At 62.0% G+C, this 26,829-nt stretch carries 29 protein-coding genes and 1 riboswitch; of the genes, 13 read left to right on the top strand and 16 right to left on the bottom strand.

From position 1 onward, the window contains the following. Positions 1-171: 171 nt before the first annotated feature. Together AACY25_RS05355 and AACY25_RS05360 are read left to right on the top strand one after the other, a co-directional pair. Positions 172-1,077 (top strand): GlxA family transcriptional regulator, encoded by a 906-nt coding sequence (locus AACY25_RS05355; RefSeq protein WP_304866774.1) that lies wholly within the window; start codon positions 172-174, stop codon positions 1,075-1,077. Between the two features lie 119 nt (positions 1,078-1,196). Next, a complete protein-coding gene (locus AACY25_RS05360; RefSeq protein ID WP_339522962.1) occupies positions 1,197-2,162 on the top strand; it encodes a hypothetical protein in 966 nt (321 codons plus the stop codon). A gap of 62 nt (positions 2,163-2,224) precedes the next feature. Here AACY25_RS05360 and AACY25_RS05365 read toward each other — a convergent pair whose 3' ends face one another. The 3 genes from AACY25_RS05365 to AACY25_RS05375 all read right to left on the bottom strand — a co-directional run bounded on the left by AACY25_RS05365 (position 2,225) and on the right by AACY25_RS05375 (position 3,601). Beyond that, on the bottom strand, positions 2,225-2,401 hold the full coding sequence (locus AACY25_RS05365; protein WP_339522963.1) for a DUF6435 family protein: 177 nt from the start codon (positions 2,399-2,401) through the stop codon (positions 2,225-2,227). A 90-nt stretch (positions 2,402-2,491) separates the two neighbouring features. Beyond that, complete coding sequence (locus AACY25_RS05370) at positions 2,492-3,118, bottom strand: 3'-5' exonuclease (protein WP_339522964.1); 627 nt, start codon at positions 3,116-3,118, stop codon at positions 2,492-2,494. Positions 3,119-3,121: 3 nt separating this feature from the next. Then, on the bottom strand, positions 3,122-3,601 hold the full coding sequence (locus AACY25_RS05375) for an NYN domain-containing protein (RefSeq protein WP_108489414.1): 480 nt from the start codon (positions 3,599-3,601) through the stop codon (positions 3,122-3,124). A 90-nt stretch (positions 3,602-3,691) separates the two neighbouring features. Between AACY25_RS05375 and AACY25_RS05380 the strand changes: the two genes are divergently transcribed. The 3 genes from AACY25_RS05380 to AACY25_RS05390 are packed head-to-tail and all read left to right on the top strand — an operon-like array spanning position 3,692 to position 5,448. Further along, positions 3,692-4,285, top strand: a complete 594-nt coding sequence (locus AACY25_RS05380) for a cysteine hydrolase family protein (RefSeq protein ID WP_339522965.1) — start codon at positions 3,692-3,694, stop codon at positions 4,283-4,285. Between the two features lie 34 nt (positions 4,286-4,319). Further along, positions 4,320-4,982, top strand: coding sequence for a YciC family protein (locus AACY25_RS05385; protein ID WP_339522966.1), 663 nt, complete (start codon positions 4,320-4,322; stop codon positions 4,980-4,982). Positions 4,983-5,013: 31 nt separating this feature from the next. Beyond that, complete coding sequence (locus AACY25_RS05390) at positions 5,014-5,448, top strand: VOC family protein (protein WP_339522967.1); 435 nt, start codon at positions 5,014-5,016, stop codon at positions 5,446-5,448. Positions 5,449-5,467: 19 nt separating this feature from the next. Here the strand turns inward: AACY25_RS05390 and AACY25_RS05395 are convergent, their stop codons facing one another. Genes AACY25_RS05395 through AACY25_RS05405 form a run of 3 tightly spaced genes read right to left on the bottom strand, consistent with a single transcriptional unit; the run spans position 5,468 to position 7,336 of the window. Then, entirely contained in the window at positions 5,468-6,214 is a 747-nt protein-coding gene (locus AACY25_RS05395) for a substrate-binding periplasmic protein (protein WP_339522969.1), read from the bottom strand. Continuing rightward, complete coding sequence (locus tag AACY25_RS05400) at positions 6,214-7,059, bottom strand: SDR family oxidoreductase (protein ID WP_339522970.1); 846 nt, start codon at positions 7,057-7,059, stop codon at positions 6,214-6,216. The genes AACY25_RS05395 and AACY25_RS05400 overlap by 1 nt, the downstream gene beginning before the upstream one ends. Before the next feature lie 37 nt (positions 7,060-7,096). Further along, the gene (locus AACY25_RS05405) at positions 7,097-7,336 is read right to left on the bottom strand and encodes a CDGSH iron-sulfur domain-containing protein (RefSeq protein ID WP_339522972.1); all 240 of its coding nucleotides are present in this window, start codon (positions 7,334-7,336) and stop codon (positions 7,097-7,099) included. 101 nt (positions 7,337-7,437) lie between these two features. Here AACY25_RS05405 and AACY25_RS05410 point away from each other — a divergent pair, with 101 nt between their 5' ends. Then, positions 7,438-8,529: an endonuclease/exonuclease/phosphatase family protein gene (locus AACY25_RS05410; RefSeq protein ID WP_339522973.1), complete on the top strand. Its 1,092-nt coding sequence runs from the start codon at positions 7,438-7,440 to the stop codon at positions 8,527-8,529. A 109-nt stretch (positions 8,530-8,638) separates the two neighbouring features. Then, positions 8,639-9,382, top strand: a complete 744-nt coding sequence (locus AACY25_RS05415; protein WP_339522975.1) for a substrate-binding periplasmic protein — start codon at positions 8,639-8,641, stop codon at positions 9,380-9,382. Positions 9,383-9,385: 3 nt separating this feature from the next. Here AACY25_RS05415 and hrpB read toward each other — a convergent pair whose 3' ends face one another. Then, positions 9,386-11,920 (bottom strand): ATP-dependent helicase HrpB, encoded by a 2,535-nt coding sequence (gene hrpB / locus AACY25_RS05420; protein ID WP_339522977.1) that lies wholly within the window; start codon positions 11,918-11,920, stop codon positions 9,386-9,388. A 166-nt stretch (positions 11,921-12,086) separates the two neighbouring features. Here hrpB and AACY25_RS05425 point away from each other — a divergent pair, with 166 nt between their 5' ends. The 4 genes from AACY25_RS05425 to AACY25_RS05440 all read left to right on the top strand — a co-directional run bounded on the left by AACY25_RS05425 (position 12,087) and on the right by AACY25_RS05440 (position 14,720). Further along, entirely contained in the window at positions 12,087-12,506 is a 420-nt protein-coding gene (locus tag AACY25_RS05425; RefSeq protein WP_339522979.1) for a polyribonucleotide nucleotidyltransferase, read from the top strand. Positions 12,507-12,620: 114 nt separating this feature from the next. Continuing rightward, the gene (locus AACY25_RS05430) at positions 12,621-13,487 is read left to right on the top strand and encodes a cation diffusion facilitator family transporter (RefSeq protein ID WP_411177756.1); all 867 of its coding nucleotides are present in this window, start codon (positions 12,621-12,623) and stop codon (positions 13,485-13,487) included. A gap of 395 nt (positions 13,488-13,882) precedes the next feature. Next, complete coding sequence (locus AACY25_RS05435) at positions 13,883-14,362, top strand: Lrp/AsnC family transcriptional regulator (protein WP_339522983.1); 480 nt, start codon at positions 13,883-13,885, stop codon at positions 14,360-14,362. Between the two features lie 139 nt (positions 14,363-14,501). Further along, entirely contained in the window at positions 14,502-14,720 is a 219-nt protein-coding gene (locus AACY25_RS05440) for a DUF2788 domain-containing protein (protein WP_136663084.1), read from the top strand. Positions 14,721-14,734: 14 nt separating this feature from the next. Here AACY25_RS05440 and AACY25_RS05445 read toward each other — a convergent pair whose 3' ends face one another. Beyond that, a complete protein-coding gene (locus AACY25_RS05445) occupies positions 14,735-15,301 on the bottom strand; it encodes a pseudouridine synthase (protein WP_339523845.1) in 567 nt (188 codons plus the stop codon). 204 nt (positions 15,302-15,505) lie between these two features. On the opposite strand from AACY25_RS05445, the gene ahr reads away from it, so the two are divergent. After that, entirely contained in the window at positions 15,506-16,540 is a 1,035-nt protein-coding gene (gene ahr / locus AACY25_RS05450) for an NADPH-dependent aldehyde reductase Ahr (protein ID WP_339522986.1), read from the top strand. Positions 16,541-16,670: 130 nt separating this feature from the next. Here the strand turns inward: ahr and AACY25_RS05455 are convergent, their stop codons facing one another. From AACY25_RS05455 to AACY25_RS05465, 3 genes are all read right to left on the bottom strand, one after another. Further along, positions 16,671-17,495, bottom strand: coding sequence for a hypothetical protein (locus AACY25_RS05455; RefSeq protein ID WP_339522987.1), 825 nt, complete (start codon positions 17,493-17,495; stop codon positions 16,671-16,673). Between the two features lie 110 nt (positions 17,496-17,605). Beyond that, positions 17,606-19,081 (bottom strand): AMP nucleosidase, encoded by a 1,476-nt coding sequence (amn, locus tag AACY25_RS05460; RefSeq protein ID WP_339522989.1) that lies wholly within the window; start codon positions 19,079-19,081, stop codon positions 17,606-17,608. Positions 19,082-19,164: 83 nt separating this feature from the next. Next, positions 19,165-19,491, bottom strand: coding sequence for a DUF3703 domain-containing protein (locus AACY25_RS05465; protein ID WP_339522991.1), 327 nt, complete (start codon positions 19,489-19,491; stop codon positions 19,165-19,167). A 108-nt stretch (positions 19,492-19,599) separates the two neighbouring features. On the opposite strand from AACY25_RS05465, the gene AACY25_RS05470 reads away from it, so the two are divergent. Next, a complete protein-coding gene (locus tag AACY25_RS05470) occupies positions 19,600-20,343 on the top strand; it encodes a hypothetical protein (RefSeq protein WP_339522992.1) in 744 nt (247 codons plus the stop codon). Between the two features lie 4 nt (positions 20,344-20,347). Here the strand turns inward: AACY25_RS05470 and AACY25_RS05475 are convergent, their stop codons facing one another. The 5 genes from AACY25_RS05475 to AACY25_RS05495 form a co-directional block, all read right to left on the bottom strand. Next, positions 20,348-21,028, bottom strand: a complete 681-nt coding sequence (locus tag AACY25_RS05475; protein WP_339522994.1) for an energy-coupling factor ABC transporter permease — start codon at positions 21,026-21,028, stop codon at positions 20,348-20,350. Positions 21,029-21,084: 56 nt separating this feature from the next. Continuing rightward, positions 21,085-21,292: riboswitch (cobalamin riboswitch) on the bottom strand. A 32-nt stretch (positions 21,293-21,324) separates the two neighbouring features. Further along, the gene (locus AACY25_RS05480; RefSeq protein ID WP_339522995.1) at positions 21,325-21,780 is read right to left on the bottom strand and encodes a PaaI family thioesterase; all 456 of its coding nucleotides are present in this window, start codon (positions 21,778-21,780) and stop codon (positions 21,325-21,327) included. 9 nt (positions 21,781-21,789) lie between these two features. Continuing rightward, positions 21,790-23,442: an acyl-CoA dehydrogenase family protein gene (locus AACY25_RS05485; protein WP_339522997.1), complete on the bottom strand. Its 1,653-nt coding sequence runs from the start codon at positions 23,440-23,442 to the stop codon at positions 21,790-21,792. Further along, positions 23,439-24,101: a TetR/AcrR family transcriptional regulator gene (locus AACY25_RS05490; RefSeq protein ID WP_339522998.1), complete on the bottom strand. Its 663-nt coding sequence runs from the start codon at positions 24,099-24,101 to the stop codon at positions 23,439-23,441. The genes AACY25_RS05485 and AACY25_RS05490 overlap by 4 nt, the downstream gene beginning before the upstream one ends. Before the next feature lie 303 nt (positions 24,102-24,404). After that, a complete protein-coding gene (locus tag AACY25_RS05495) occupies positions 24,405-26,786 on the bottom strand; it encodes a hybrid sensor histidine kinase/response regulator (protein WP_339522999.1) in 2,382 nt (793 codons plus the stop codon). Between the last annotated feature and the right edge of the window lie 43 nt (positions 26,787-26,829).

Raw genomic sequence — 26,829 nt, forward strand, 5'->3', positions numbered from 1 at the left:
TGGACACAAGCGCCAAAAAATAAGACGATCCAGCCAGCTCATGACCACTTAGCCTTAATAAGAACAATATCTATGCCTATTCAGTCACCAGCGCCGCTACACCGCGTCAGCATTCTTGCCACCGAAGGCGTGTTCGCCTCAACGCTGATGCAGGCCAAGGATTTCTTCCACATGGCCAGCCTGCGCTACGGCAAACAGCAGGGTCTGGGCCTGACGCCGACCTTCGAAATCCACCTGGTCAGCCCCGATGGAAAGCCGGTGCGCAGTTTCAGTGACGTGCTGATTCCGGTCGATGGCGCCCTGGAAGATGCCGACGTAATTATCCTGCCCGCTTTCTGGGATGACTTCGACGCGCTGTGCCAACGCCACCCACAAGTACTCAGCTGGCTGAAACAGCGCCACGCCGCTGGCAGCGCGATCTGCGGCGAGGCTACCGGGGTGTTCTGGATGGCCCAGGCCGGCCTGCTCGATGGTAAGGAGGCAACCACCTACTGGCGCTTCTTCAACGAGTTTGCCGAGCGCTTCCCCAAGGTGCTGCTCAATCAGGAAAAGCACCTGTCAGATGCTGACAATCTCTACTGCGCCGGCGGCGTGACCTCGGCCTGCGACCTTTACATTTACCTGATCGAACGTTTCTGCGGCGCCAGCGTGGCCCAGGGCGTGGCCCGCGACATCCTCTATGAAGTGCAACGCAACTACGCCCCCGGTCGCATCGGCTTTGGCGGGCAGAAGCTGCACCACGACATGACCATCCTGCAGATCCAGCAATGGCTGGAAGATCACTTCGCCGACAAGTTCCGCTTCGAGGACGTGGCGCGCGAGCACGGCATGAGCATCCGCAATTTTATGCGCCGTTTCCAGACCGCCACTGGCGATAAACCGCTGCACTACCTGCAGCGCCTGCGCATTGAAACCGCCAAGGGGCTGCTTAGCGCCACCCGTAAAAGCATCAAGACCATCAGCTACGAAGTGGGTTACGACGATGCCAGCTTCTTCGCCCGGCTGTTTCGTCAGCACACGGAACTGTCACCCAATCAGTACCGCCGCCAGTTCCAGCACAAGGACAGCCATGCTTAAGGTCGGCACGGACGCGCACTCAACGACCTGAAAAATCGCGCAACTCATCCTTGGATGGGTGGGCCGCGACCGGCAGCGCTTTATCATCGACGCATACCTACAACAATCAGGTCACCGTCATGCGCCGCACATTGATTGCCTTACTTGCCGCCTGCAGCTTCAGCGCTGTCGCCGCCGATAACTGGAAGCCCTTCCCCTACGACCAGAGCGCCTACGACTATTCGGGCGACAAGCTGCGCCAGGCCTGGCCGCAACTGACCCGTGGCTTCGGCGCCGACTACCCCTTCCCCGACGCCGACTGGGTGGTGACCATGGCCACCACACATCCTCAGGCGCTGGAAAAAACCGTACTGGCCAACACCGGCTTTACCGGCAAACCGGAGGAAGCTGAGCTTTACGCGGAGAAACTGCAGGACGTCTGGCGCTTGATGTTCCGTGGTGACTTCGCCGAAGCGAAGAAGCAAGGCCTCGCCCTGGGCGTCGGCGGGCAGATTCCGGCGATGTTCGCCCAGGTGGTCTACGCCATGTTTCTGGTGCCCGAGCAGGCCGAGAAGCACAAACTGCTGGAAGAGGTGATCACCTACACCGACCAGGCCGGTGAATTGGTGCAGGCGGATACCGTTGCGCAATTCGGCCGGGTTTACGCCAAGGCGCGCCTCGGGGAAGAGCTGTCGGTACCGGTGGTGCTCAAGCGCGGCTATACCTCGCAGATACCTGAAGAGCTGAAAGCCCTACTGGCCAAACAACCGAACCAACCCTTCGCCCTGGCCCTGTATGGCGGCTATGAGGCTGGCGTGATCCGCAAAGTCGGCAAGATGGTCGGGCGCATGACCTACGGTGTCAGCGCCGACAATATGGAGAAGTACTTCAGCCGCAGCTTCAAAGCCCAGGACAATCTACCCATCGGCCATTACGAATACGCCAACGCTCTCACCTACGTGTACGGCGACGATGAACAAGCCAAGGCCCTGCAACACCTCAAGCGCGCTGTGGCAATCAAGCCGATAAACGCCATGGAAGCTCTGGAAGTGGCCCATGCGCAGAAGATGCTCGCCCAGTACGAGCAGAAGCTGGCGAACAACTGAGCCCAGCTGAAACGCAAAAAAGGCTGCCTACGGGCAGCCTTTTTCATTCTTGCATTGGCAAATTATTGCTTAGCTCGCTCTAGGGGCTCCAACTGCGCCCACAACGCCTGTGCTTCTTCCGCCAGCATAGAGTAGCTGCGAATATCGCCGTTGCGTTGCGCCTGCATCGCCTCTTCCAGCTTGGCGCTGTATTGCTTGCGTAGCCTCTTGGCGGGATCACTTTTAAACAAACCGAACATGCTACAAAGAGCCCCGGAAGGTGCCTGCCCCGCTTAATTTAGCCACGCACCGGACTCGGAGCGCAGATGTAACAAGCTACTTAAACGCCGTCAGCCAAACGCGTGATCGCGGATTTTCTGCAACGCGAGCGACATCTTCGCCGCAGGCACCCGCTGCAGGTTGCACAGCAGCTCATGGGAAATATCGACAATGCCGTGGCGCTCGCGCAACAGTGCCGCCATAAAGCAGGTCAGATTGGCGGCCATTTCCGCATCAGCCAGCGCCCGGTGCGCCTTGCCGGTATCCGGCAGGCCGATCCAGTGATTGAGATTGCCCAGTTTATGGCTGGGCGCCATGGGCAGCAGGCGGCGCGATAACAGCAGCGAGCAGGCAAATGGCTGCACGCGTCGACGGCGAATCAGCGCCAGCTCGGCATCCCAGAACCTCTGGTCGAAACTGGCGTTATGCGCAAGCAACGGGCGCTCGCCGACAAACTCCGCCACTTCCTGCATCACCTGCGCGGCAGGCGGTGCGGTGCGCAGCATGGCGTTGCTGATACCGGTGAGCTGCTCGATAAACGGCGGCACCCAGGCGCCGCTGTTCATCAGGCTCTGGTAGCGCGCCACAATCTGCCCACCCTCGACTATGACTACCCCGATTTCGGTGGCGCGCGCCTGCTGGGCCGGCGACATGCCAGTGGTTTCAAAATCGAGTACGGCGATGGAGTCGGCAAGCATCGATCAGTTTCTCAACAACAGTGCGCCGTCGATCGGCACATAACGGCTGGCGGCACGCACCAGCGATTGTGCGGTCAGCCCCGGCACGCCATAGGCCACGGCCTCGACGCCGTAGCTGCCGCGAATCTTGTCCAGCAGCAGGTCGAAGTCACCATCCCCGGAGGCCAATACCACTTCGTCGACACGCGGCGCGGCGTCCATGATATCGATGGTAATGCCGACATCCCAATCGCCCTTGGCCGAGCCGTCGCTGCGCTGGATAAAGGGTTTGAGTTTTACGGTAAAACCGAGGTTGCGCAGGATCTGCTGAAACTGCTGCTGCTTTTGATCACCACGATCAATGGCGTAGGCGTAGGCTTCGACAATCTGCCCATGCTGGCTGATATCGGCCCACAGCGCGGCGTAGTTGAAATGACAACCATAGGCCTGACGCACGGTGTAATAGAGGTTCTGTACATCGGCGAATACGGCGATCTTCTTCACCGGTAATCCTCATCATGCGGCTGACGGGCAGAAAGCCCTCAGGTTAAAGTCAGCGCGCAGTATGCCAGCCAACAGCCATGGACGGTCGAAATGCATCCAAGCCCCGCCAATACGCCAGAAACCCCAGCACTGCTGATTATCGATATGCAGCAAGGCATCCAGCGCGTTAGCACACCACGCAACAACCCTAGCGCCGAAGCCTGCATCGCCCAGCTGCTTGAGTACTGGCGCAGTGCGGACCTGCCGCTGGTGCATATCCGCCATATTTCCCGTCAGGCCGACTCGGTGTTTGCCCCAGGGCAAAGTGGCGCCCTCTTCCAACCCGCACTGGCGCCACGGGATACCGAGCAAGTGTTCGAAAAGAACGTGACCGATGCCTTTACCCACAGCGGCCTTGAGCGCTGGCTACATGCCCGCGCTATCCGCCGCCTGGTGATAGTCGGGGTGGCCAGTGAGAATTCGGTCGAAGCCACCGCACGCAGCGCCAGCAATCTGGGCTTTATCACCCAAGTGGTGGCGGATGCCTGCTACACCTTCGACAAGACTGACTATTACGGGCAGCTGCGCAGCGCCGATGAAGTGCACGCCATGGCCATGGCGAACTTGCGCGATGAATATGCCGAGGTGCTTACCAGTGCGGATCTGCTTGCCGCGTTACTGGGTGCGGCAAGCAGGATCAGCTAGAGTGCGAGCCTGAATTCGAGTACGACCTGCCCCTATGAATATGCTCTCCGCCCTGCGCGACTCCTGGTATTTCTTCAGTCACAACCTGGCGGCGATTGCCCGCCTGTGCCTGCCGCTGATCGTGCTCGAAGGCTTGTTGCTGCAGCAGGTCACCAGCCTGGTGACCGCCGAATCCGCCACCCTCTGGCGCCTGCTCGCCGGCCTGCTGTTCTACCCGTTGTATAGCGCCGCACTGATCCTATTTCTCGACGCACGCAGCCAAGGCCTGCAGCCGCGCGCTCGCGATCTGCTGGCCGCCAGCCTACGACTGTGGCCAAGTTTTGCTCTGCTGGCGGGGCTCAATACGTTGGCGATTCTGCTCGGCGCATCGCTGTTCGTGCTGCCGGGAATCTGGCTGATGGTCAAACTGGCGTTTGCCGAATACCTGCTGGTGTTGCGCGGTCTGAGCCCGATGAAGGCGCTGCACGAGAGCTTCCAACTGAGCAGCGGTTACTTCTGGCCCATGCTCGGTTGCATCCTGATTGTCATGCTGCCGCTGTGGCTGCTCGACGGCTGGAGCCACTCCAGCGAAACCTTCGCCGACAACGCCCTGGCCAGCCTGCTGCTGGACTGCGCAAGTCGCTTTTTACAACTATTCTCAAGCGTAGTGCTGTTTCGTCTATTTATGCTGCGCAGCGCCCAGCCCGAAGTCGAGTGAACGCCAGCGACCACCCAAGGAGGACAGGCCCATGGCTGACGCCAACCCCAGCATCCTTTCGCATATCTCCATCGGCACCAATCAGTTCGACAAGGCCACCGCCTTCTACGATCAGGTCCTCGCCACCCTCGGCTGTAAACGCATCCTCGCCCACCCTGGCGCAGTCGCTTATGGCCGCGAATATCCGGAGTTCTGGGTACAGACCCCGATCAACGGCAAGCCGGCGAGTATCGGCAATGGCAGCCACTTCGGCTTTGTCGCGTCGAATAAGGCCGCCGTGCACGACTTCTACCAGGCCGCCCTTGAAGCTGGCGCCAGCGATGAAGGCGCTCCCGGCCCACGCGCAGAATATGGCGAACCCTATTACGGCTGCTTTGTCCGCGACCTCGACGGACACAAGATCGAAGCGGCGTTTTGGGACCTGGAAATGATCTACGAGGTGTATATCGAGCCGCACGAGCACTGATGGCTAACGGCGGTGCAGCTCAAGGCGCGGCGGACTGATAACGCTGCGCCGCCTTGGCAATCCAGCCTTCGGCCTGCATCTGCGCCAGGGCCTCGCTTACCTGCTGATACTGCGCCTGCAAGCCGCGCTGGCGGGAGAAGCCGATATACAAGTCGGTACGCGCCTCGGGCTGAAAGGCCGCCTTGGCGATACGGCCATTCCAGCGCGCATCGCGCAATTCATAGTCGACCTGGCAATCGGTGCCGATCACCGTTTGCAGGCGTCCGCGCACCAGCATTTCCAACAACTGGTTCTCCGTGTTGACCGCGGTTTTGCGCAGCTGCTGATCCGAATCAAACGGCTCGAAATACGCCGACTCCAGCACATGGCCAATCGTCAGACTGGCCAACTGGTTGTAGCGCTGCAGCGCCTTGGCCTGTGCGGGGGCCGCATAGAAACGCGGTGCACAGGCGTAATAGGGCTGCTGCAGATAATCGATATAACCTTCCCGCTCGGGGGTTTTCGCCAGGCCGGTCATCAAGTCGGCCTTGCCGTTCTGCAACGCCGCCAAGCCGCGCGCCCAGGGAGCGCGCTGCACCTCGAAACGCAGCCCGGTACGCTGGCTGAGCTGATCGAGCAAATCGATATCCAACCCGCTCAGCGCCCCATCGTCCTCCTGCATACGAAAAGGCGGCCAAATATCGGTCATCACCAACAGCGCAGGCGGCTCCTCGGCCTGCAGCGGCATCCCGAGCAACAGCAGCAGACCGAGCCATGTGTGGCGCATCAGGAACGTCCCGCACGCTGCGGTTTCAAGCCGGAAAGGCGCGGCAACAGCACCCGTTCGAACAACCGCGGGAAGAACCGCGCCAGCACCCGCGCACGCCAGTCGACATTCGACAGCACCAGCAGCCGACGGCGTTTCAAAGCGCCGTGGTAAATCGCCTCGGCAACATCCTGCGGCGAAGCGACTTTGCCCATCGCCAACGGCGGCTGCGCGGCCACCGAGCCATCGCCAACCAAGGCATTCTTGCGCAGGTCGGTGGCAGTAAAGCCGGGACACACCAGCATCACATTGACCCCGGAGCCTTTCAGTTCATAACGCAGGGTTTCAAATAGACCATGCAGGGCATGCTTGCTGGAGTTGTAGGCGCTGCGGTAAAGCAGCGGGGCAAAGCCTGACAGCGAGCTGAGCACGATAATCTGCCCACTGCGGGCGATCAGGCTGGGCAGCGCGGCTTTGGTGCAGTGCAGCGCGCCAAAATAGTTGACCGCCATGATCCGCTGGAACACCGCCAGCTCGGTGTCGGCAAAACTGCTGCGGTGGGTAATGCCGGCGTTGTTGACCAGCACATCAATGCCGCCGAAACGCTCGACGGTCAGCGCCATCGCTCGCTCCACCGCCGCAGCATCGGCCACATCGCAGAGCACACCGAGGGCCTCGGCGTTGTGGTGATCGGCCAGATGCTGCACCAGACTGTCGAGCGCCTGCTGCTGCAGATCGAAGATTACCAATCGCGCACCGGCCTGTGCCAAACGCATGGCCAGCGCCCGACCGATGCCGGCGCAGCCGCCCGTAATCACCACAACCTTGCGGTCGAATACCTTGTTGGCAAACACCTTGCGGTACATAACCTGTCCCCGACCCAGTTACTGCAAAAAGCCGTTACTACAACCTGTTATGGCTGCCATCGCAACAGGGCGGCGTCTGCGTGTGCTTGCAGCCACAGAAGTACAGGGTGGCGTCCTCGTCCGCGTGGTATTTCAGCGGGGTAAAACCGCTACCTTTATGCTTGCCGTCGCAGAACGGCTGCGCCGCGCTCAGCCCGCAGCGGCACCAGAAGTAGTCGTTGCCGGCCGTGACCGCAACCGCATAGGGGCTGCGCTGAGCAATCGTTGGGGTATTCATGCGACCTCCTGAAGCACCCGCGCAAGGCGCTGCAACATCGGCATCGCCCTGCATCTCCGGTATGCTCCCTCAGCATAGTTCACCCGCCGGCGACCCTGTTTATGCCTCTGCCCCGACTCATGCGCCTTTCCCTGCTCAGCCTGGCCAGCCTGTTCTGCGTGCTGGGCGCGCTGATCTACAGCCTGACCTGGCACCCAGCCGCCCGCGAAGCCGCCCCCGTGAGCTGCCAGACCAATGCGCCGCAACTGCAGCCGGGTCAGGCTTTGAAAGTGATGACCTGGAACATTCAATACCTGGCCGGCAAGCGCTATGTGTTCTGGTACGACCTGGCGGACGGCAGCGGCCCCGACCAGCGCCCTAGCACGGAAGACCTGGCATTTACCCTTGATGAGGTGGCTCGCATCCTGCGTGACGAGCAGCCGGATATCGTTCTGCTGCAGGAGCTGCACAACGGTGCCAAGGCCACCGACTACCAGAACCAGCTGGCGCTACTGCATGAGCACCTAAGCGACATCTACCCGTGCAGCACCCAGGCCTATTACTGGAAGGCCGCATTTGTGCCGCATCCGCAGATTCTCGGCAGCGTCGGTATGCAACTGGGCACCCTGAGCCGCTTTCAAATCGCCCGCGCCGAACGCCTGCAACTGCCGCTGATGCCCGCCAACCCGATCAGCCGCCAGTTCAACCTCAAGCGCGCCCTGCTGGTCAGCCACCTGCCCGTGCGTGGCGGCGGCGAGTTGGTCGCCATCAACACTCATCTGGATGCCTTCGCCCAGGGCAATGACACCATGCAGCGCCAAGTGGCCATGACCAGCAGCCTGCTTGATCAGCTCCAGGCCGATGGCACGCCCTGGGTTATCGGCGGCGACTTCAACCTGCTGCCGCCCGGCCAGTACCAACGCCTGCCCGAGAACCAGCGCAGCTGGTACAGCCCTGCTAGTGAGCTGCAACAACTGGCCGAGCACTACCCGATGGTGCCGAGCCTGGAGCAAGCCAACGGTATCGACCAGCAGCGCTGGTATACCCATTACCCCAACGACCCGACAGTACCCGGGCCGGATCGCACCCTCGACTACCTGTTCCACAGCCCACAGCTGACGCTACTCGACAGCCAGGTGCGTCAGCACGACAGCCTAGGGGTTTCCGACCACCTGCCGGTGCTCGCCCGCCTGCTGCTGCCGACGCTGGACTAAGCTTTTTCAGTAAGCCACTGGACAAAGCTGCTGGCAGTTAGCCATGCTCGCTCAATGTGACACTTTCATAACGAAAAGACGGCAGATAGCCGCAGTACGTGCCCATGTGATGCCACGATTCCTCTGCCTCGCGCTGGCTGCAGCCCTCTACTGCAGCGCCAGCTTCGCCGCCCCCGCCAATGATCCACGACCATTGGTGCAGGTGGGTTATTACGAGTTTCCGCCCTACTCCTACACCGACAGTCGGGGCCGCCCCAAAGGCGCCATCCTGCAATTGAGCAAGCGCCTGCTGGAACACGCCGGCTACCGCGCCGAGCTGCGCTCCTACCCCAGCGCGCGGCTATATAACGGCCTGCAGGATGGCAGCGTGCAAATCTGGCCGGGCGCGCCGGGCAAAGTGGAACTGCGCGAGCACACCCTGGAAACCCACACCCGGCTCGGCGAGATCGTGCTCAACCTGTATTTCCGCCGCGACACCCTGATGCCGCGCCTGCCCGAGGACCTTAAGGGCCGCGGGGTGATCATGATCAGCGGCTACACCTACTGGCAGCCGATCAACGAAATGCTCAACGACCCGCAGCTGGCCGTAGAGCAACATCGCACCGGCACCCACACCGCTGCACTGGAAATGCTCCAGCGCCGTCGCGGTGATTTTCTCCTCGACTACCAGACCCCCGTGGAGCAGGCGCGCAAACGCCTGGGCATGTCCGAGCTGCCCTATATTCAGCTGCAACGCATCCCGCTCAAGCTGATCGTCTCCAGCCATGCGCCAGGTGCCGAAGCGCTGCGCGATGCGCTGGATCGGGCCTATGCTGAACTTACGGCGGCTGGCGAGGATCTGCGCCTGCCCTAAAGCCTACTTGCGCGGCTTGGCCCGCGCCGTCGGTTCGGCGATCAGCGGATCATCCGGCCAGTAGTGCTTTGGGTACCTGCCCTTAAGGTCTTTCTTCACCTCGGCATAGGTGCTGCGCCAGAAGTTGGCCAGGTCCTGGGTCACCTGCACCGGCCGCCGCGCTGGCGACAGCAGGTGCAACTTGACCACCTGGCGGCCGCCGGCGATGCGCGGCGTATCAGCCAGGCCGAACAACTCCTGCAAGCGCACCGCCAACACCGGCGGCTGTTCGCTGTAATCCAGACTGATGCGCGAACCGGAAGGCACCTGCACGCTGCGCGGCGCCAGCTCATCGAGACGCTGCGGCAACGGCCAGGGCAGCAGATTCAGCAGCAGGCTGGGTAAATCTAGGTTGGCGAAATGGCTAAGCCGGGTGACGTTATCCAGATAGGGCTGCAGCCAGTTCTCCAGCGTATCCAGCAAGGTGGCATCATTGACATCTGGCCACTCGCTGACGTCCTTACTGGCCAGATCAAGCGTACGCAGCAACGCTACCCGCGCTTGCCATTGGCGCAGCTCCGGCGTCCAGGGCAGCAGCGCCAAACCCTTGCGTCGCACCAGGCCAAGCATGGCGCGGCTGCGCTGTTGTGCATCGAGCCCGGTGAGTGCCTCACGCGACAACACCAGCTCACCGACCTTGCGCTGGCGTTCGGCCCTTAAAGCGCCTTCGCGCTCATCCCAATCCAGCACGTCCAGGTTGCTGACCTGCTCGGCCAGCACGCCCTCGAACAACTGCGGCTCCAGCTCGGCGGCCAGGTAGATGCGTTCTTCACGCTGGCCCTGACGGCTGCCTAGGTCAGCCACCACCAGCCAGCTGTGTTTCATCAGCCCATCGACCTCGGCAAACAGCGCCGCCCGACCGTTGGCCAGACGATATTCAGCGCCCCCGGCACGGCGCTGCTGGGCGATGCGATCCGGGTAGGCGAAGGCCAGCAACGCGCCCAACCAGCGCGGATGCTCGGGATCACTGACCACCTGCGGGCTGGGCCTGCGCTTGAGGTAACCCTGAAACTGCCTGGCCAGTTGCCGGGCGCGCTGCACGCCACTTTGCGCACCGCGAGCGGCCCGCGACTCACCGGCCAGCAGGGCCAGGCGGCTGTGCAGATCGGCGCCCGCACCACGCAGAATGTCGCGCTCGCCGAGTAAGGCCGCCAGATCGCAAGCCAATGGACCCAGACCCAACTCCTGGCCACGCAGCAGCAGATGGGCAATGCGCGGATGGGTTGGCAGCTCGGCCATGGCCTGACCGTGAGCAGTCAATTTGCCTTGGGCATCCACCGCGCCCAATCGCGCCAGCAGCTCCAAAGCCTGGGCATAGGCAGCCGCCGGTGGCGGGTCGAGCCAGACCAGCTCGGCCGGCTGCATGCCCCAGCGCACCAGTTGCAGGGCCAGACCGGCGAGGTCGGCCTGGAGCATTTCCGCCGTGCCGTAGGCCGCCAATTGCTCATGCTGCGCCTGCGACCACAGGCGATAACAGACCCCCGGCTGCAAGCGCCCGGCCCGCCCACTGCGCTGGGTGGCGGAAGCGCGAGAGATACGCTGGGTGTCCAGGCGGGTCATGCCACTGTTCGGGTCAAAACGCGGCACCCGTGCCAGGCCGGCATCGATCACCACCCGCACGCCATCAATGGTCAGGCTGGTTTCGGCGATATTGGTCGCCAGCACCACCTTGCGCAGGCCCGGCGGTGCGGGTTCGATGGCGGCGCGCTGGGCGCTGAGGTCCAGCTCGCCATGCAGCGGGCAGAGCAGAATGTCGCGACGCCCGGCCAGGGCCTCAGCCAGCTGCTCATTGACCCGGCGAATCTCCGCCTGCCCCGGCAAAAACACCAGCAGGCTACCCGGCTCATCGGCCAGCGCCTGCAACACACACTGCAGCACCTTTGGCTCAAGCCACTCGCCCGTCTGCCAGGGCGCGCCCCAGCGGATATCCACGGGGAACATCCGCCCTTCGCTGCGCAGCACCGGTGCATCGCCGAGCAAACCCGCCAACCGCTCGCCTTCCAGGGTCGCCGACATCAGCAACACTTTCAGCGGCAGTTCGCCGGAATCCGCCCCGCGAAACATTGCCCGGCCATTCAGGCACAGCGCCAGCGCCAGGTCAGCGTCAAGACTGCGCTCGTGAAATTCGTCAAAAATGACTAGACCGACACCCTCCAGCGCCGGATCATCCTGCAGCCGCCGCGCCAGAATGCCTTCGGTGACCACTTCGATACGGGTGCGCGGGCCGACCTTGCTGTCCAGGCGGATGCGATAACCGACGGTTTCCCCCACCGTTTCACCCAACTCGCTGGCCAGGCGCTCGGCCGCCGCCCGCGCAGCAAGCCGCCGTGGCTCGAGCATGATGATGGTCTGCCCGGCCAGCCAAGGCTGGGTCAGCAGCGCCAGCGGCACACGGGTGGTCTTGCCGGCACCGGGCGGCGCTTCCAGCACCGCCTCATCACGCAGGGCAAGGGCCTGACACAGCTCAGGCAGCAGCACATCGATTGGCAGGGAATTCATGCGGGCTCCATTCAAGGCGCACGATTATAACGGCGAACCTGTGGAGCATTGGCGCTGTCTGAGTGTTAGGTATGGCTGCGCGAAATAGCGCTGGCAGCGCCTGACGCAGCGGCATTGCAATACAGGCATTGGTATAGTTGCGCCACTTTTTCCATGGAGATGTTCAATGCGCACCCAAACCCGCGTTATCGGTGGCCTTATCGTCGCCGCGCTGCTCACTCAACTGACCGCCTGCGGCACCCTGTTCTTCCCGGATCGCCGCGGCCAGATCGAAGGCCGCATTGATCCCATGGTGGCCGGCCTCAACGCTATCGGCATCCTTTTCTATGTGATCCCGGGACTGATCGCCTTTGGTATCGACTTCGCCACCGGCGCGATCTACCTGCCCGGCGGTTTGACCTCGCAGGTTGCCCCACAAGACCTGCAGAATGTGGTGGATGCTGACGGCAAGATCGACGCAGCCAAGCTCAAGGCGCTGATCGAAGTGCAGACGGGCCACAGCCTGCCACTGGATGACCCACGCCTGATCCAGCACAGCGGCAGTGCCGAGCAACTAGCTGCCTACGGTCTGCGCCCAGCAGCCTAGTAACTTGCCGACGATCAGCTGCGCGTCGGCCCTGCTGCGTCAAAAGCAGGCTCCGCCCTTTTACAGGCACCTTCTGGATAACCCGTGAACATACTGCCGCAACACGCCCGTTTGATGCGCCTGGCGACCTTCGCCGCGCTGGCGGCTGCCCTCACTCTGGCGCTGGCCAAAGCCATCGCCTGGTGGCTCAGCGGCTCGGTCAGCCTGCTGGCGGGGCTGACTGATTCGCTGCTCGATGGCGCCGCCTCGCTGCTCAACCTGATCGCCGTGCACTACGCCCTGCGCCCGGCCGATGAGGATCATCGCTACGGTCACGGCAAAGCCGAAGCCCTGGCGGGACTGGGCCAGGCGCTATTTATCGGTGCCAGCGCGCTGCTGGTGGGCAGCCACGCCATCGACCGCTTACTCAACCCCGAGCCAATTGGCGCACCGGCCCTGGGCATCGCAGTGATGCTACTGTCGCTGGCGGTAACCATCGCCCTGCTGCTGTTCCAGGGCTATGTGGTGAGGCTGACCGGCTCCACCGCGATTCGCGCCGACTCGCTGCACTACCGTTCGGACCTACTGCTTAACAGCAGCATCCTCGTGGCGTTGCTGCTGGCCAGTTATGGCTGGCCACAACTGGACGCGATCTTCGGCATCGGCATTGCGCTGTATATCTTCTGGAGCGCCATCACCATCGTCCGCGAAGCCGCTACCGTGCTGATGGACAAGGAGCTCGACCCGCAAATCAGCACGCAGATGTACAGCCTGGCCTGCGCCGTACCAGGCGTGCTGGGTGTGCATGACTTACGCACACGGCTGTCCGGTACCCACTGGTTCGTGCAGCTACACGTGGAACTGCCGGGTGAGCTAAGCCTGCAGCAGGCGCACAGTCTGTGTGATCAGGTTGAAGCGGCGATCCGCAGCGAATTCCCCCGCGCCGAAGTACTGGTGCATGCCGACCCCAGCAACGTGGTGAAACCGGCGACGGCCTCGTAAAAGCAACTAGCAGGCAACAAAAAACTGCCTGGAGCAATTTTGACGTCGTGCTGCGAAGGTCCGCCAAGGATGGCGGACACAAAAAAGGGGAAGGCCTGCAGGCCTTCCCCTTTTTTGCGTGTCCGTCATTGTGGCGATGGTAACGCCTTTTCTTCGCCTACCTGGTTGGGCAGTGCGAACCCGGGTGCCGTGACGATCCGGTGGGATCGGCGGCGACCGCTCACCTGATTGGGCGAGGCGGCTGGACGTGTCGTCCGGGCCTTGAAGTTGAGGTAAAGCTTACGCCCGCCGAGGCAGTGAAAGATTGCGAATATTGCTGACAACACTACCACTTGCGCAATTAATCACCACAAGTGCATCATTCATAACAATCAAATAACGAAAGCACGACAAAGATGAACAGACTTGATCGTTACGACCTGAATATCCTCGCCGAATTGCAGCGCGACGCGACCCTGTCTAACCAGGACCTGGCCGAACGCATCGGCCTGTCACCCTCGCCCTGTTCGCGCCGAGTCAAGCAGCTTGAAGATGACGGCTATATCCTCGGCCAGGTCGCCCTGCTCGACCGCAAGCAGCTCGGCCTAACGCTGACCGCCTACGTGCTGATCGGCATGGACAAACACACCCCGGAACGCTTCGAGCATTTTCAGGAAGAAATCCGCAAATGCCCGCAAGTGCTCGAATGCTGCCTGGTCACCGGGATGGACGCGGACTATCAACTCAAAGTAGTGGTGCCGGATATGGATCACTACCAGCAGCTGCTGCTGGGCACCCTGACCCGTATCGAGGGGGTTTCCAGCGTGCGCTCCAGCTTTGTGTTGCAGCAAATCCTCTCCAGCACCCAGCTGCCGTTGCAGCATTTGCGCGGCTGATCGCCGCACCCTCGTCATGTGCGGCTGGCAGGGCCTCCCCCGGCGCGTATAATCGCGCCCCTCTGGCGAGCGTCACCGCGCCCGCCTACGCATCGATTTTCGGCACCCAGCCGAGCACCTGCAGGTTCACGAGGCCCGAATGGAAACCGAACAGTTCGAATCCCTGATGATGTACGCGCTGGTCGGCGGACTGATGGTGTTTATGTTCTTCATCATCTGGGACCTGGCGAAAACCTCCAAGGCCGGCCGCATGGGCACGGCGATCCTGTTCTTGGGCCTGGGTCTGTGTCTGTTCGCCTTTCTGGCCAAACCGATCATCACCTACATCATCGAAGCGAGCCGCGGCATTCACGGCTGATCGACCCATTTAGGCTACAAACGCGCCTCTACCTCTTTCCACTCGCCAGGCTGCAAGCCGTCCAGGCTCCAGGAGCCGATACGCACCCGCACCAGGCGCAGCGTCGGCAGGCCAACCGCCGCTGTCATACGCCGCACCTGACGGTTGCGTCCTTCACGAATCACCAGCTCCAGCCAGGCCGTCGGGATGCTTTTGCGAAAGCGTACCGGCGGGTTGCGATCCCACAACTGCGGCTCATCTAGCAGACGCGCCTCAGCCGGCAGGGTCGGGCCGTCATTCAATTGCACGCCCTCACGCAGCTGCTGCAACTGCGCTTCGCTCGGTTCACCCTCAACCTGTACCCAATAGGTTTTCGCCAGCTTGTGCTTGGGATCGGCGATGCGTGCCTGCAGGCCACCGTCGTTGGTCAGCAGCAGCAAGCCTTCGCTATCACGATCCAGCCGGCCAGCCGGATAGACGCCGGGCACATCGACAAAATCCTTGAGGGTGGCGCGGCCCTGCTCGTCGTTGAACTGGGTCAGCACGTCGAAGGGCTTGTTCAGCACCAACAACCGTGGCTCGGCGGGTGGCGCCTTGGCCACACGGCGCACGGCAGGTTTGCCGCTGTGCGGACGAGAGGACGCAGGGCGAGGTGGGCGTGACATAGGTGATCCAGCAGCAGGTTACGAAGCGGCCAGTGTAACCGAGGCCAAGGTTGGACTATCAGGCTGAGTGATCCGCGCAGCCTTCACCGACGTAGCGGGCTATGCTGGCAAGATTGTGTTTCCCGCCCCGAGGCCATTGTTATGAGTTCGTCCGAATCCATCGTCGAAACCTTTACCGGCTGGGCTGCCAAAGCCCCCGGTGCGCCCCTCGAACCGCATAGTTATGACCCCGGCCCGCTGGGCGCCGAAGAGGTGGAAGTGGCAGTGGAATACTGCGGCATCTGCCACTCCGACCAGTCGATGATTGACAACGAATGGGGCAATGCGCGCTACCCCTTTATCCCCGGCCATGAGGTGGTCGGCACCGTGGTGCGCCTCGGCCCGCAGGCCCGCGGCCTCAAGCTCGGCCAGCGGGTGGGCATCGGCTGGTACAAAGGCAGCTGCATGCATTGCAGCTCGTGCATGGAAGGTGCGCACCAACTCTGCGGCACGGTGAAGCCGACGATTGTTGGCAGCAACGGCGGTTTCGCCGACCGCCTGCGCAGCCACTGGGCCTGGGCCGTACCGCTGCCGGAAGGTCTCGACCCAGCCTTGGTCGGCCCGCTGTTCTGCGCCGGTTCCACAGTGTTCAGCCCACTGCTGGATTTCGATGTAAAACCCACCGATAAAGTCGGCGTGGTCGGCATCGGTGGTCTCGGTCACCTCGCCTTAGGCTTTCTCAATGCCTGGGGCTGCGAAGTTACCGCTTTCACCTCATCGCTGAGCAAGCAGGACGAAGCCAAACGCCTGGGCGCACACAAGGTGGTGGCATCGACCGACAGCGCTGCGCTGAAAGCCATTGCCGCCAGTCTGGACTTCCTGCTGGTCACCGCCAGCGCGGACCTGGACTGGAACGCCATGATCGGCACCCTGCGCGGCAAAGGTCGTCTGCACTTTGTCGGCATCGTACCGAGCGCGATCCCGGTGCATGTGTTCAATCTGATTCCGAAGCAGAAGAGCATGTCCGGCTCCCCGGTCGGATCGCCCGCCAATATGGTGAAAATGCTCGAGTTCTGCGCCCGCCATCAGATCCTGCCGCAGGTCGAGCACTTCCCCATGAGCAAGGTCAACGAGGCCATCGACCACCTGCGCGCCGGTAAAGCGCGCTACCGCGTGGTGCTGGATGCCAGCAAATAAACTGAGCTGAAATAGAAAAGCCCGAGGCACAAACCTCGGGCTTTTTTATGCAACGCGGACCGCTAGTGGAACGGTGGCTCGTCGAAGCTACGCAGCAGGCCCAGCACGGCGATGCCGATCAACTTCTCTGTTACTGCATCTGCACCTTCGCTGTAGTGAGATTGTGAGCTTCTTCGACCCGCCACTGACGCAGGTGGCGTGACAACAGCAACTCGACACCGATCAGTGCCAACATCAGGATAAACAGCACCAACAAGGTCAGGTAGAACGGTTTGAGCACCTGGCTAAGTTGCTGCTTGAGCAGACCCAACAGGAAGTCTGCATGGAACAGCTGCTCGACCCGCGCATCCAGCACATCCAGAATCACCTGCGGTTTCATCCCGGTATATTTGCCGGCCTGCTCCACCGCCACGTCCCTGACAGCCACTGTCAGCAGTTGCTGTTGCAGCTGCTCAAACAATTTGAGGGCAATGCGCTCACTAAGCGAAGCACCATCGAGCTGCGGCGCATGGGCCAGTAACTGCGCCTGCAAATATTGTGCAGCCAACTGGTTGAGTACCTCCTGCACACTCATGCGCTGCAGCTGCTGCCCCAGAGCCTGCTGATCCTGTGCCTCAAAGAAACGTTCGAACTCCAACCAGACGCTACCGGCAACCACCTGAACTAACGGGACGTAGGACTCCATATGACGATGCACTTGCTGCTGCCCCCCGTACAACATGCCGCCTTGGGAACCGAGAAGGCCACCGCAGAGTGGCAATATGAGGAAGTACAGCTTGAGCAGCCAGTGGTGCCAGCGCTTGCGCCGCGCCAACCAGCCGCGGCGATGCAGGAACAGCGCTAGCAGCAGACCAAAGAGAGCTCCCAGCAAAATGCCAAGGCTGATATAGCCAAACAGAGAAATGAAACTGAAAGGCTCCCACAACCCTTCGAGCAGAACCTGAGCCTGGTCCATAAATGCAACACTCCTTGTCATCAATTTCGGGCGCACAGCCTAACCCAGCTGTGCGCCCACTTTCGTTTTAGGCACTCAGGTTGTGCACAAGCCCACAAAGGCCTGGCAGCTTAGCGAAACGGCGGCTCGTCGAAGCTGCGTAGTTTGCGCGAGTGCAGCGAGTTGAGCTGGTTACGCAGCAAATCGAGCGCAGTGATGCCGATATGCAAATGCTGGGTCACCGCACGCTCGTAGAACGCACCCGCCGCGCCGGGCAGTTTGATTTCGCTGTGTAGCGGTTTGTCGGAAACACATAGCAACGTGCCGTAAGGCACCCGCAGGCGATAGCCTTGGGCTGCGATGGTGCCGCTTTCCATATCCACCGCCACGGCGCGGGACAGGTTGATCAGTGGTCGCTCCTGGGCCCAGCGCAGTTCCCAGTTGCGGTCGTCGTAGGTCAGCACGGTGCCGGTACGCAGGCGCTTCTTCAGCTCATCGCCCTGCTCGCCCGTCACCTGCCTGGCTGCTTCTTGCAACGCCTGCTGCACTTCGGCCAGGGCCGGCAGCGGGATATTCGGCGGTAATACACGGTCGAGAATGCCGTCGCGACGCATGTAGGCGTGGGCCAGTACATAGTCACCGATGGTCTGCGACTGGCGCAGGCCGCCGCAGTGGCCAATCATCAGCCAGCAATGCGGACGCAGCACGGCCAGGTGGTCGGTGATGTTCTTGGCGTTGGAGGGGCCGACGCCAATATTAACCAAGGTAATGCCATCGCCCTCGCTTTCACCTTGCAGGTGATAAGCCGGCATCTGGTAACGGTGCCAGACCACGGTTTCGATGATCGCCTGCATCTCACCTTCGGCCATGCCGCGACTGATAACTACGTTGCCGGGCAACACCATACGGGTGAAACGCGAGTCACCCACCAGCATGTCCAGACCGTGACGAATAAACTGGTCGACATAACGGTGGTAGTTGGTCAGCAGAATCCACGGCTGCACATGGCGCCAATCGCTGCCGGTGTAATGCACCAGACGGCGCAGGGAAAAATCCACCCGCGCAGCATCGAACAGCGCCAGCGGCAGCGGGTCGGTGTTTTCCCAGTCATACAGGCCATCGGCGGTGCCATCAGTAGCGGCGGACAGGTCGGTGCTGGGGAACACCCGCGCCAATTCGGCGGCGGTTACCCCGGAGCCGGCCAGCTCATCGCCCTGCTCGACCACGTACGGATAAGGAATGTTCTGCTGGCTGATGCCCACTTCCACGCGCACGGTGAAATCGTTCATCAACGGGAGCAGCTGCTCCAGCAGGTATTTGCGAAACGCCGCCGGATGCGTGACGGTGACGCTGTAAGTGCCCGGCACCTGCACCTTGGCATAGGCGCGCACGGTGGTCGGCACCTCGCCCTGACACAGGTAGATCAGGCGCAGCTCCGGGTAGCGAAAACGCGACTGTTCCTCGGCATCCGGCTTGATACGTTCCTTGAGATAGCGCTTGAGCGCCTGGCTCAAGCCCGTGGTCGCCTGCAGGTGCAAGGCGGCCAGACGATCCACCGCTTCTTCAGCGGTGTTAGCGACAATAAAGTCATCGGAACAAGGGTTCACAAGGCACCTTCCTGGCTGATCGGAATGGCTCTATCTTGCCCTGATCCGCCGCGTTTGCGATAGCGCGACGTTACCCGCGCAGGCTACTTGAGCAGCGCCTGAAGGTCCTCGGGCACCGCCTGCGGGGTCAGCGGACCGACGCGCCGTGTGCCCGGATTGCCCCGCGGGAACACCCCCAATAGCGAGCCCAGACTACCGGGGATGCGCAGCAGTTGTGCCAGGCCCTCAGCCCAATCGCGCTGGTGCCAAGCCCAGGCGAGCATCCATAGATGACTGCGCAGATGTTCACTGAAATATCGTTGACCGAGAATATGCGCGCGCTCCAGATGGCGCAGCTCGGCAGCAGGGTCAATGCCGCGCTGAGCGCGGGCCAGTTGGTATTCCTGCCAGAAAGCTTGTTCGCGGGTCATGGCAACGCTCCTCTATTAGGCTGTGTCGCCAGTCTGCAAGTGTGGGGCGGCCCCCAGGTCAAGCATCCGTTGCTAATCTTCAGTCAGCCAACTCCCTAAGGAAAACTCATGCCGCGCTCCCTGCTCACACTTGTGCTGTGTCTGTTACCCAGTTTTATACTGGCCGATAGCCTGGACGGCCACTACCTGACCACGCTGGATGGCCAGCCAACCGAAATGCACCTGCGCAGCCAGGGCCAGCAGGTCACAGGGGAATATGTGGAGGGTGGCAGGCTGCGCCTGCAGATTAGCGGCAGCTTTGACGGCCAACTGCTCAGTGCGCAAATTAGCGAGCCGCAGTCCGGGCAGTTGATCGCCAATATGAATGCCACCTACGCCAATGGCGTGCTTAACACTCATATCGCTGCACGCAATCCGACTACCGGGGCAACCCTGGAACGCAAGGCACTGTTCCACCGGCAGAACCTTAGCACTGCAGCCGCCGCGCAAAGTAGCAGCCCGAGCAGCAGCGCAACACGCGACCCGGCACTGATCGGCACCTGGGTGCACGAGAAGATCATCAATAGCGGCGGCGCCAATTTCGCCTCCATGACCACCCAGATGATTCTGCAACTGAGTGATGACGGCAGCGTTTCGCAGTGGACGCGCAACGTGGCAGGCGGCTCAGACTGGAACTACGACAGCCCTGGCGAGCTGCAATACAGCGGACGCTGGCAGAGCAACAACGGCTTGCTGGAAGTGCAGATGCAGGGCAGCAGTGATTATCAGCCTGCCGCCTACTATCGTTTCAGTGACCAGTACCTGGTCACTGAAAGCAATACCGGCAAGCTGATCTGGCAGCGGCGGCGCTGATCAATCAGGCCGGCTGGTGCAGACGCGAGTTGAACAGCGGCCCACGGCTATAAGCCGACAGCGCCTTGGCGGCGGCCAGCACACCCAGATCGACCAGTGGCTCGATCAGGATCACACTCATATAGGCCAGGCCGAAGCTACCGACGGCAGCCAGGTTCTCGCCGGAGAAGCCGTTGCCGTAGACCGCCCAGAAGCCTACCCAGGCGACGATACCGCCCTGATAAGCCGTCGACAGTGCCAACGCTTGCTTATAGGAGAGATCCACATAAGCAGTGCCGGGCGCGATAAGGCGTTTGGCCAGCAGACTGATGCCCCACAACGGCACCAGCAAGGTGGTGACGTTCATGCCGTACTGCGGCAAGTCGAACTGAGCGAATAGCAGCCCTTGCAGCAGCAGGCCGAGCGCCAAACCGATAGCCGTGGCACCAGCACCAAACAGCAGCAGCAAGGTTGAACCGAGGATCAGATGCACTTCAGAAACGCCAACCGCCTGATGCGGAAAGACTTCAAAGAAGCAGAACACCAAGGCGGTGGTGATTAGGCTGCGTAGCGCTAGGGCGGCGGAGCCACCGTTATCGCGCACGCTGTCGAGGGCAAGCTTGGCCGTGAGGCCGAAGGCACCGGCGGCGGTTGCATAGCTGAGGAAGAGTTTGGCGCCAGTGACGACTTCTGGTTCGATGTGCATAGAAATTCCTGTACCGCGCCCACCGCGCGATGATCTGGATTGAGGGGGATGGGCATAAGCGCCCGGCTTCGATGGCAGGTCTCCTGGCTCACGGTTTGACGCTTCGCCCGCCTTCCCGACCTTGCGGCCAGTGGCATCTGGGCGTTGCTCACCATTTACAGTTGCGGGGGCAGCCATGGCTTCAGCACCGGTTGCGGTGCTTTCCATGTTCCCTTTTCATCCAGTCGCTTAACACGAGCTGGAACCATCGGCGGCCACCTTACCCGGCGGCAGAGAGAAATGACAGACCCGGCATTTTATGGCGCAGGCGCGCCAACAGACGGAAGAGAGCCTGACGCCGTATGACGCAAGCAGGTAAATACGGCACTGGCGTTGGCGCACAGCTGCCCCTGAGCATCATGCAAAGTGGCTTGCGCAGATACCTGTCGCCCCTCGCGCTGCTGCACGCAAGCTTCGGTATGGAGCGGCAAGGCCGCCAGCCCCACCGGGCGCAGGTAATTCACTTGCAGGCTGGCGGTCACGTAGACCTCCTCGGCACTGGCCTGCGAGTACACCGCCAACCCCAGCGCCGCATCGAACAGCGTGGCGGTATAGCCGCCATGCACACCGCCAAGCGGATTAAAGTGCACGGCCGGCGGCTGACTGCTGAAGCTCGCCACCCCAGCTGCGGCCTGCAGCTGGGAGATACCATAATCCGCACCGATATCACCGGCCAGCCAGGCCTGTAACTGTTCAAAGAGAGTGGCGTGCATATTCAGGCCTCAGATCAGGTGCGGCGTACTGCGCGCCACCAGCGCTTCGACATCCACGCCACGCGGCAAGGTACCGTAAACCCGACCGCCCTGCCCGCCCAGACGGCTGACGATAAAGGCATCGGACACTGCCGCATTACCGGCTTCCAGCAGCAGCTTGGCCTGCAGCGCCAGCGCCACATCTTCGGTGAGCTGACGGGCGCGGTATTGGATATCGGCGGTGTCGCGGAAATCCGCCTGCAGTTGCGTGATATGCGCTTTCAGCCGCGCATCGCCATGGCCGTCGCCCAGTTCGGTAAACAGCGCATCAAGCACGCCCGGCTCCTTGGACAAGGCGCGCAGCACGTCTAGGCACTGCACGTTGCCCGAGCCTTCCCAGGTCGAGTTGACCGGCGCTTCGCGGTACAGCCTTGGCAGGATGGTGTCCTCGACATAACCGGCACCGCCCATGCATTCGGCGGCCTCGTTGATCATCGCCGGCGCGCGTTTGCAGATCCAATACTTGCCCACGGCGGTGACCAGGCGGGCGAACTTGTCTTCCTGCTCGTCATGGGCGTTATCCAGCGCCTTGCCCATGCGCATGGTCAGCGCCAAGGCCGCCTCGCTTTCCAGGGCAAGATCGGCCAACACGTTCTGCATCAGCGGCTGTTCGCTCAGTGCGCGCCCGCCAACCTGGCGATGGGCGCAGTGATGCGCGGCCTGAGTCAGGGCCTGACGCATCAGGGCGCTGGAGCCGATCATGCAATCGAAGCGGGTCAACGCGACCATCTCGATAATGGTCGGCACGCCACGGCCCTCTTCGCCAACCATCCAGGCCAGGGCGCCGCGGAACTCCACCTCGCTGGAGGCGTTCGACCAGTTGCCCAGCTTGTTCTTCAGGCGCTGGATATAGAACTCGTTGCGCATGCCGTCCGGGCGGTGGCGCGGCAGCAGAAAGCAGGTCAGGCCCTTAGTGGTGTAAGCCAAGGTCAGGAAGGCATCGCACATCGGCGCCGAGCAGAACCACTTGTGGCCGACCAACTCGTAGACCTGGCCCGGGCCGCCAAGGCCGACTGGATAAGCGCGGGTGGTGTTGGCGCGCACATCGGTGCCGCCCTGCTTCTCGGTCATGGCCATGCCGATGGTCGCGCCGGTTTTCTGCTCGATCGGCAGGTTGCGCGGGTCGTATTGAGTCGAGAGGATTTTCGGTAGCCACTTCTCGGCCACATCGGCCTGCAGCTTGAGCGCCGGCACGCTGGCGAAGGTCATGGTCAGCGGGCAACCGCTACCGGCCTCGGCCTGGCTGTGCAGGTAACTCATGGCGGCGCGCGCCACCTGGGCGCCCGCGCGCGGATCGGTCCAGGGCATGGACGGCAGGCCGTGTTCAATGGCCGCACTCATCAGTTGGTGATAAGCCGGGTGAAACTCCACCAGATCGGCACGGTGACCGTAGCGGTCATGGCTCTTGAACACCGGTTTGTTTTCGTTGGCGAGAAAGCCTGCGGCCATCAGCTCGCCGCCCGCCAGGCCGCCATATATATCCAGGCGCTGCTCGGCCCAGCCGCCGCCGAAACGCTTGGCCCACTCCTGCAGCGGCAGGTCAACGCGGTACAGGTTGGCGCCATCCAGCGGCGGCACCTGGTTGAACACTTCATGGGTTTCGGCGTGTTGGCTGGCATTCATGGCTGAGGCTCCTCTTCAGGCAATTTGGCGCCCACGGCGCCCACGGCGCGCAGGCAAAAGGTGACCAGGGCCTGGCTGACTTCAGCCAGGCTGGGGGCGGGGTATCCGGCTTCACGGGCGGCACGCGCAGGCGGCGACAACGGCCCGACCAGGGCTTCGGCAATGGCGCCGACCAGGCAGGCTGCGACCAGGTTGATCTGCTGCACATGGAACAAGCCTTGGTCGACGCCCTCCTGCAGCAATTCGACGAACAGATCGGCATAGGCTTCGCGGTAGAGCAGGCGCTGCTCGTCGACCTCTGCATCGACCGGTTCGGCGATCAGTGCAAAGGCCAAACGACGGCTGTCCCAGGCCCGCGCGGCAAAGCGTTCAAGCCCTGCCGCCAAACGCTGCACCGGGCTGCCGGGGCCACGCACGGTGGCCGCTAGGGCATCGACCTCACGCTGGCTGGCCACGGCAAACACCTCGGCCGCAAGGCTGCCTTTGCTGCTGAAGTGACGGTACAGGCTACCGGTGGCAATCCCGACATCTTCCGCCAGCGCCTGCATGGTCAAGGCGGCGAAACCGCCCTCGGCAACCCGCGCCAGAGCGGCGCTGATGATGCGCTCACGCAGCGCCTGGTCGCGGTCGATACGCAGTGCAGTGGTGCGATAGGCCATGGTCTGAATCCTGATTCACTATCGCTTAAGTGAATCAGGATTCAGAGTTTGGCTAAAGGGCGATTCCGGGCACAACAGCGGGCATATTGGTCAGCTGCTGGCGCATACAACTCAATAATAAATTTACGATCTCGCGAGCTAGAGCCATACAAGGCGCTACGTAGTAACAGCCTTCGGCTGGTCAAAGCGGCGAGGAAGCGGACTGGGCTCGCATACGAGTTTACGAGCTGTAAATGAGCATTCCGAGACGCCGCGTCCCGGCCTGTTTTAACGCAGTAGGGCCGACGCGCAGCAGATCGTAGATCAGGACTCGCGGCAGAGCACCCAGTCGTGCAACAGATTGCGCAGCTGCTCGAACTTCACCGGCTTGGCCAGGTAGTCGCTCATACCGGCGGCCAGGCAACGCTCACGGTCGCCGCTGTGGCTGTGGGCAGTGATCGCCAGTACCGGCAGCAGCTGACAGCCTGGCAGATTGCGCAGCGCGCGGCAGGTGGCGAAACCGTCCATTATCGGCATCTGGCAATCCAGCAGCACCGCGTCGACGGTCTCGCTGCGCAGCACTTCCAGCGCTTCGGCACCGTTGTCGGCGGTACGCACCTGATATCCGAGCTTGAGCAACATGCCGCGGGTTACCAGTTGGTTGATCGCGTTGTCCTCGACGATCAATACCGTGCACTGCTCAGGCGCGCGCAATGCCGGGCCGGTGGCACGCAGCACCACTGCGGCTGGAGTGGTCATCTGCACCGGCAAGGCCAGCGGCAGTTCCAGGCGGAAACAGCTGCCCTGCCCCAGCTGGGACTCATGGCTGAGGTCGCCGCCGAGCAGGTCGACCAGTTGTCGGCAGATCGCCAGGCCAATGCCCAGGCCGCCGTATTCGCGGGTCATCGAACCATCCAGCTGCTGGAAGCGCTGATAGAGCTTGCCGTCGGCCGGTGTCGCGAAACCGATGCCAGTGTCGATCACCTCGATGCGCAGCGGCAGGATGTCGCTGACCGTGCCGCCGCGAGCAACGCGTACCCGTACTTCGCCATGTAGGGTGAACTTGATGGCGTTATCCAGCAGGCAGTTGAGGCTCTGCACCAGCTTGCTGGCGTCGCCCTCCAGGGTATCGGGCAGGCTGTCATCCAACTCGAGTACAAAGCGCAAGCCCTTTTCTTCGGCGCGCGGAGCGTATTGCGCACGCAGGCCATCGAATAGGCCGCGCAGGCTGAACGGCTCACGACGCGGGTACAAACGACCAGCCTGCAACTCGGTGAGGGCGAGAATGTCATTGACCATGCGCATCATGTCGCGGGCGGAGCTGGCGGCCGTGCGCTGGTAGTGCGCCAGCTCGCCGTCGATCTCAAGCATCTGCATCAGCTCCAGCGAACCAATCACCCCGTTCATCGGCGTGCGCAGTTCGTGGGTGACGGTGGCGAGGAATTCATCCTTGAGGCGGTTGCTGTTGGCCAGTTCCTGGTTAAAGGCTTCGAGCTTGAGCCCGGCCTCCTGAAGGATGCGCGTGCGCTCTTCCTTCATTGCGTTGATGCGATCGGCCAGGGCCAGCGACAGCAGGCCAACTTCCAGCGCCGAGCCGATCTGGCTGGCGTACATGGTGAGGAACATATTCGGCAGGTAGCCCAGCACCATCAGCGTGTTGATCATTCCGCCGGCGAGAAAGGCGGTCCAGGCGATGATGAAATAACGCGCCACGCGCATGCCGCGCATCCAGGCAAGAATACCGGCGCTGAAAATCACCACGGTAAAGCCCAATGCTAGGTAAGTGGCCAGGCGCAGCGACAGACCATAGCTGGCCGTCAATGCCAAGGTCATCACCAGTACACCGGAAGCCATCATCAGCAACAGTGCGCGATCAACCCAGGGGCTGTGCTCGGCGGTATGCAGAAAGCTGCGCGCGAACTGGCAGCCAAACAGCGCCGCAGCACCAATCAGAAAGGGCGTGGCGGCGTTTGCCCACCAGGGGCTGCTGGGCCAGAAATACTCAATAGCCGCGCCGTTGACCGACAGCTGATAGAAACCGAACGAAGCGATATAGAGGATGTAATACAGATAGCTGGTGTCGCGCACGCTGAGGAAGATAAACAGGTTGTAGATCAGCATCACTAGCAGCACGCCATAGATGATGCCCAGCACATAGATGCGTGCCGGCTGATCTTCCAGATAAGCGTTGGGCGCCCAGAGGGTTAGCGGTGCCTGAATCGAGCCCTGGCTTTCCAGGCGCAGGTAAACGCTTTGCCGCTGCGCCGGCGGTAACTTCAGCTCGAACACATAATTGTGCTGTTTGATCTCCCTGCTGGAAAACGGCAAGGCATCGCCGGTGTGCTGGGTCAGCTGATATCGCCCCTGCGCATCGGGCAGATACAGCTGCACATGATCGAGCGGTGGATAGGCCAGCTCCAGCAGCCAGGGCCGCACGCCCGTGACCTGCTGCGGTCGGTATTCCAAATCCAGGCGCAGCCAGAACACCGAACGCGAATAACCGGCGTTCAGTACACCCTTGTCGTGCTGACGAAAACTGGCCTGCAAGGCCGGCGAGGTGATGTCCTCGATGCTGGCATCGCCGCGTACATCCTCGAACACCGACATGGCCTTGCCGAGCGGCAGGCTGCGGGTGTTTTCGTCAAAAACCAATGCCCCGGCCAAGCCTGGCACCAGCATGAAGAAACAGAGAAGGATGTAGTGCATGCAGCTCAGCCAGGGTATGCCCGCGACGCCATGACGCGCCGCC

It is taken from the genome of Pseudomonas sp. EA_35y_Pfl2_R111 (assembly GCF_963970955.1).
GTDB lineage: Bacteria > Pseudomonadota > Gammaproteobacteria > Pseudomonadales > Pseudomonadaceae > Aquipseudomonas.

Bases quoted from the DNA above. Each gene is read 5' to 3' on its own strand.
- AACY25_RS05465 (WP_339522991.1), bottom strand. From the start codon at position 19,491: ATGACCCGCGAACAAGCTTTCTGGCAGGAATACCAACTGGCCCGCGCT.
- AACY25_RS05435 (WP_339522983.1), top strand. From the start codon at position 13,883: ATGAACAGACTTGATCGTTACGACCTGAATATCCTCGCCGAATTGCAG.
- AACY25_RS05395 (WP_339522969.1), bottom strand. From the start codon at position 6,214: ATGCGCCACACATGGCTCGGTCTGCTGCTGTTGCTCGGGATGCCGCTG.
- AACY25_RS05400 (WP_339522970.1), bottom strand. From the start codon at position 7,059: ATGTACCGCAAGGTGTTTGCCAACAAGGTATTCGACCGCAAGGTTGTG.
- AACY25_RS05405 (WP_339522972.1), bottom strand. From the start codon at position 7,336: ATGAATACCCCAACGATTGCTCAGCGCAGCCCCTATGCGGTTGCGGTC.
- AACY25_RS05475 (WP_339522994.1), bottom strand. From the start codon at position 21,028: ATGCACATCGAACCAGAAGTCGTCACTGGCGCCAAACTCTTCCTCAGC.
- AACY25_RS05365 (WP_339522963.1), bottom strand. From the start codon at position 2,401: ATGTTCGGTTTGTTTAAAAGTGATCCCGCCAAGAGGCTACGCAAGCAA.
- AACY25_RS05470 (WP_339522992.1), top strand. From the start codon at position 19,600: ATGCCGCGCTCCCTGCTCACACTTGTGCTGTGTCTGTTACCCAGTTTT.
- AACY25_RS05480 (WP_339522995.1), bottom strand. From the start codon at position 21,780: ATGCACGCCACTCTCTTTGAACAGTTACAGGCCTGGCTGGCCGGTGAT.
- AACY25_RS05390 (WP_339522967.1), top strand. From the start codon at position 5,014: ATGGCTGACGCCAACCCCAGCATCCTTTCGCATATCTCCATCGGCACC.
- AACY25_RS05355 (WP_304866774.1), top strand. From the start codon at position 172: ATGGCCAGCCTGCGCTACGGCAAACAGCAGGGTCTGGGCCTGACGCCG.
- AACY25_RS05370 (WP_339522964.1), bottom strand. From the start codon at position 3,118: ATGCTTGCCGACTCCATCGCCGTACTCGATTTTGAAACCACTGGCATG.
- hrpB (WP_339522977.1), bottom strand. From the start codon at position 11,920: ATGAATTCCCTGCCAATCGATGTGCTGCTGCCTGAGCTGTGTCAGGCC.
- AACY25_RS05410 (WP_339522973.1), top strand. From the start codon at position 7,438: ATGCCTCTGCCCCGACTCATGCGCCTTTCCCTGCTCAGCCTGGCCAGC.
- AACY25_RS05385 (WP_339522966.1), top strand. From the start codon at position 4,320: ATGAATATGCTCTCCGCCCTGCGCGACTCCTGGTATTTCTTCAGTCAC.
- AACY25_RS05430 (WP_411177756.1), top strand. From the start codon at position 12,621: ATGCGCCTGGCGACCTTCGCCGCGCTGGCGGCTGCCCTCACTCTGGCG.
- AACY25_RS05425 (WP_339522979.1), top strand. From the start codon at position 12,087: ATGCGCACCCAAACCCGCGTTATCGGTGGCCTTATCGTCGCCGCGCTG.
- AACY25_RS05495 (WP_339522999.1), bottom strand. From the start codon at position 26,786: ATGCACTACATCCTTCTCTGTTTCTTCATGCTGGTGCCAGGCTTGGCC.
- AACY25_RS05380 (WP_339522965.1), top strand. From the start codon at position 3,692: ATGCATCCAAGCCCCGCCAATACGCCAGAAACCCCAGCACTGCTGATT.
- AACY25_RS05415 (WP_339522975.1), top strand. From the start codon at position 8,639: ATGCCACGATTCCTCTGCCTCGCGCTGGCTGCAGCCCTCTACTGCAGC.
- AACY25_RS05455 (WP_339522987.1), bottom strand. From the start codon at position 17,495: ATGGACCAGGCTCAGGTTCTGCTCGAAGGGTTGTGGGAGCCTTTCAGT.
- AACY25_RS05485 (WP_339522997.1), bottom strand. From the start codon at position 23,442: ATGAATGCCAGCCAACACGCCGAAACCCATGAAGTGTTCAACCAGGTG.
- AACY25_RS05440 (WP_136663084.1), top strand. From the start codon at position 14,502: ATGGAAACCGAACAGTTCGAATCCCTGATGATGTACGCGCTGGTCGGC.
- ahr (WP_339522986.1), top strand. From the start codon at position 15,506: ATGAGTTCGTCCGAATCCATCGTCGAAACCTTTACCGGCTGGGCTGCC.
- AACY25_RS05360 (WP_339522962.1), top strand. From the start codon at position 1,197: ATGCGCCGCACATTGATTGCCTTACTTGCCGCCTGCAGCTTCAGCGCT.
- AACY25_RS05490 (WP_339522998.1), bottom strand. From the start codon at position 24,101: ATGGCCTATCGCACCACTGCACTGCGTATCGACCGCGACCAGGCGCTG.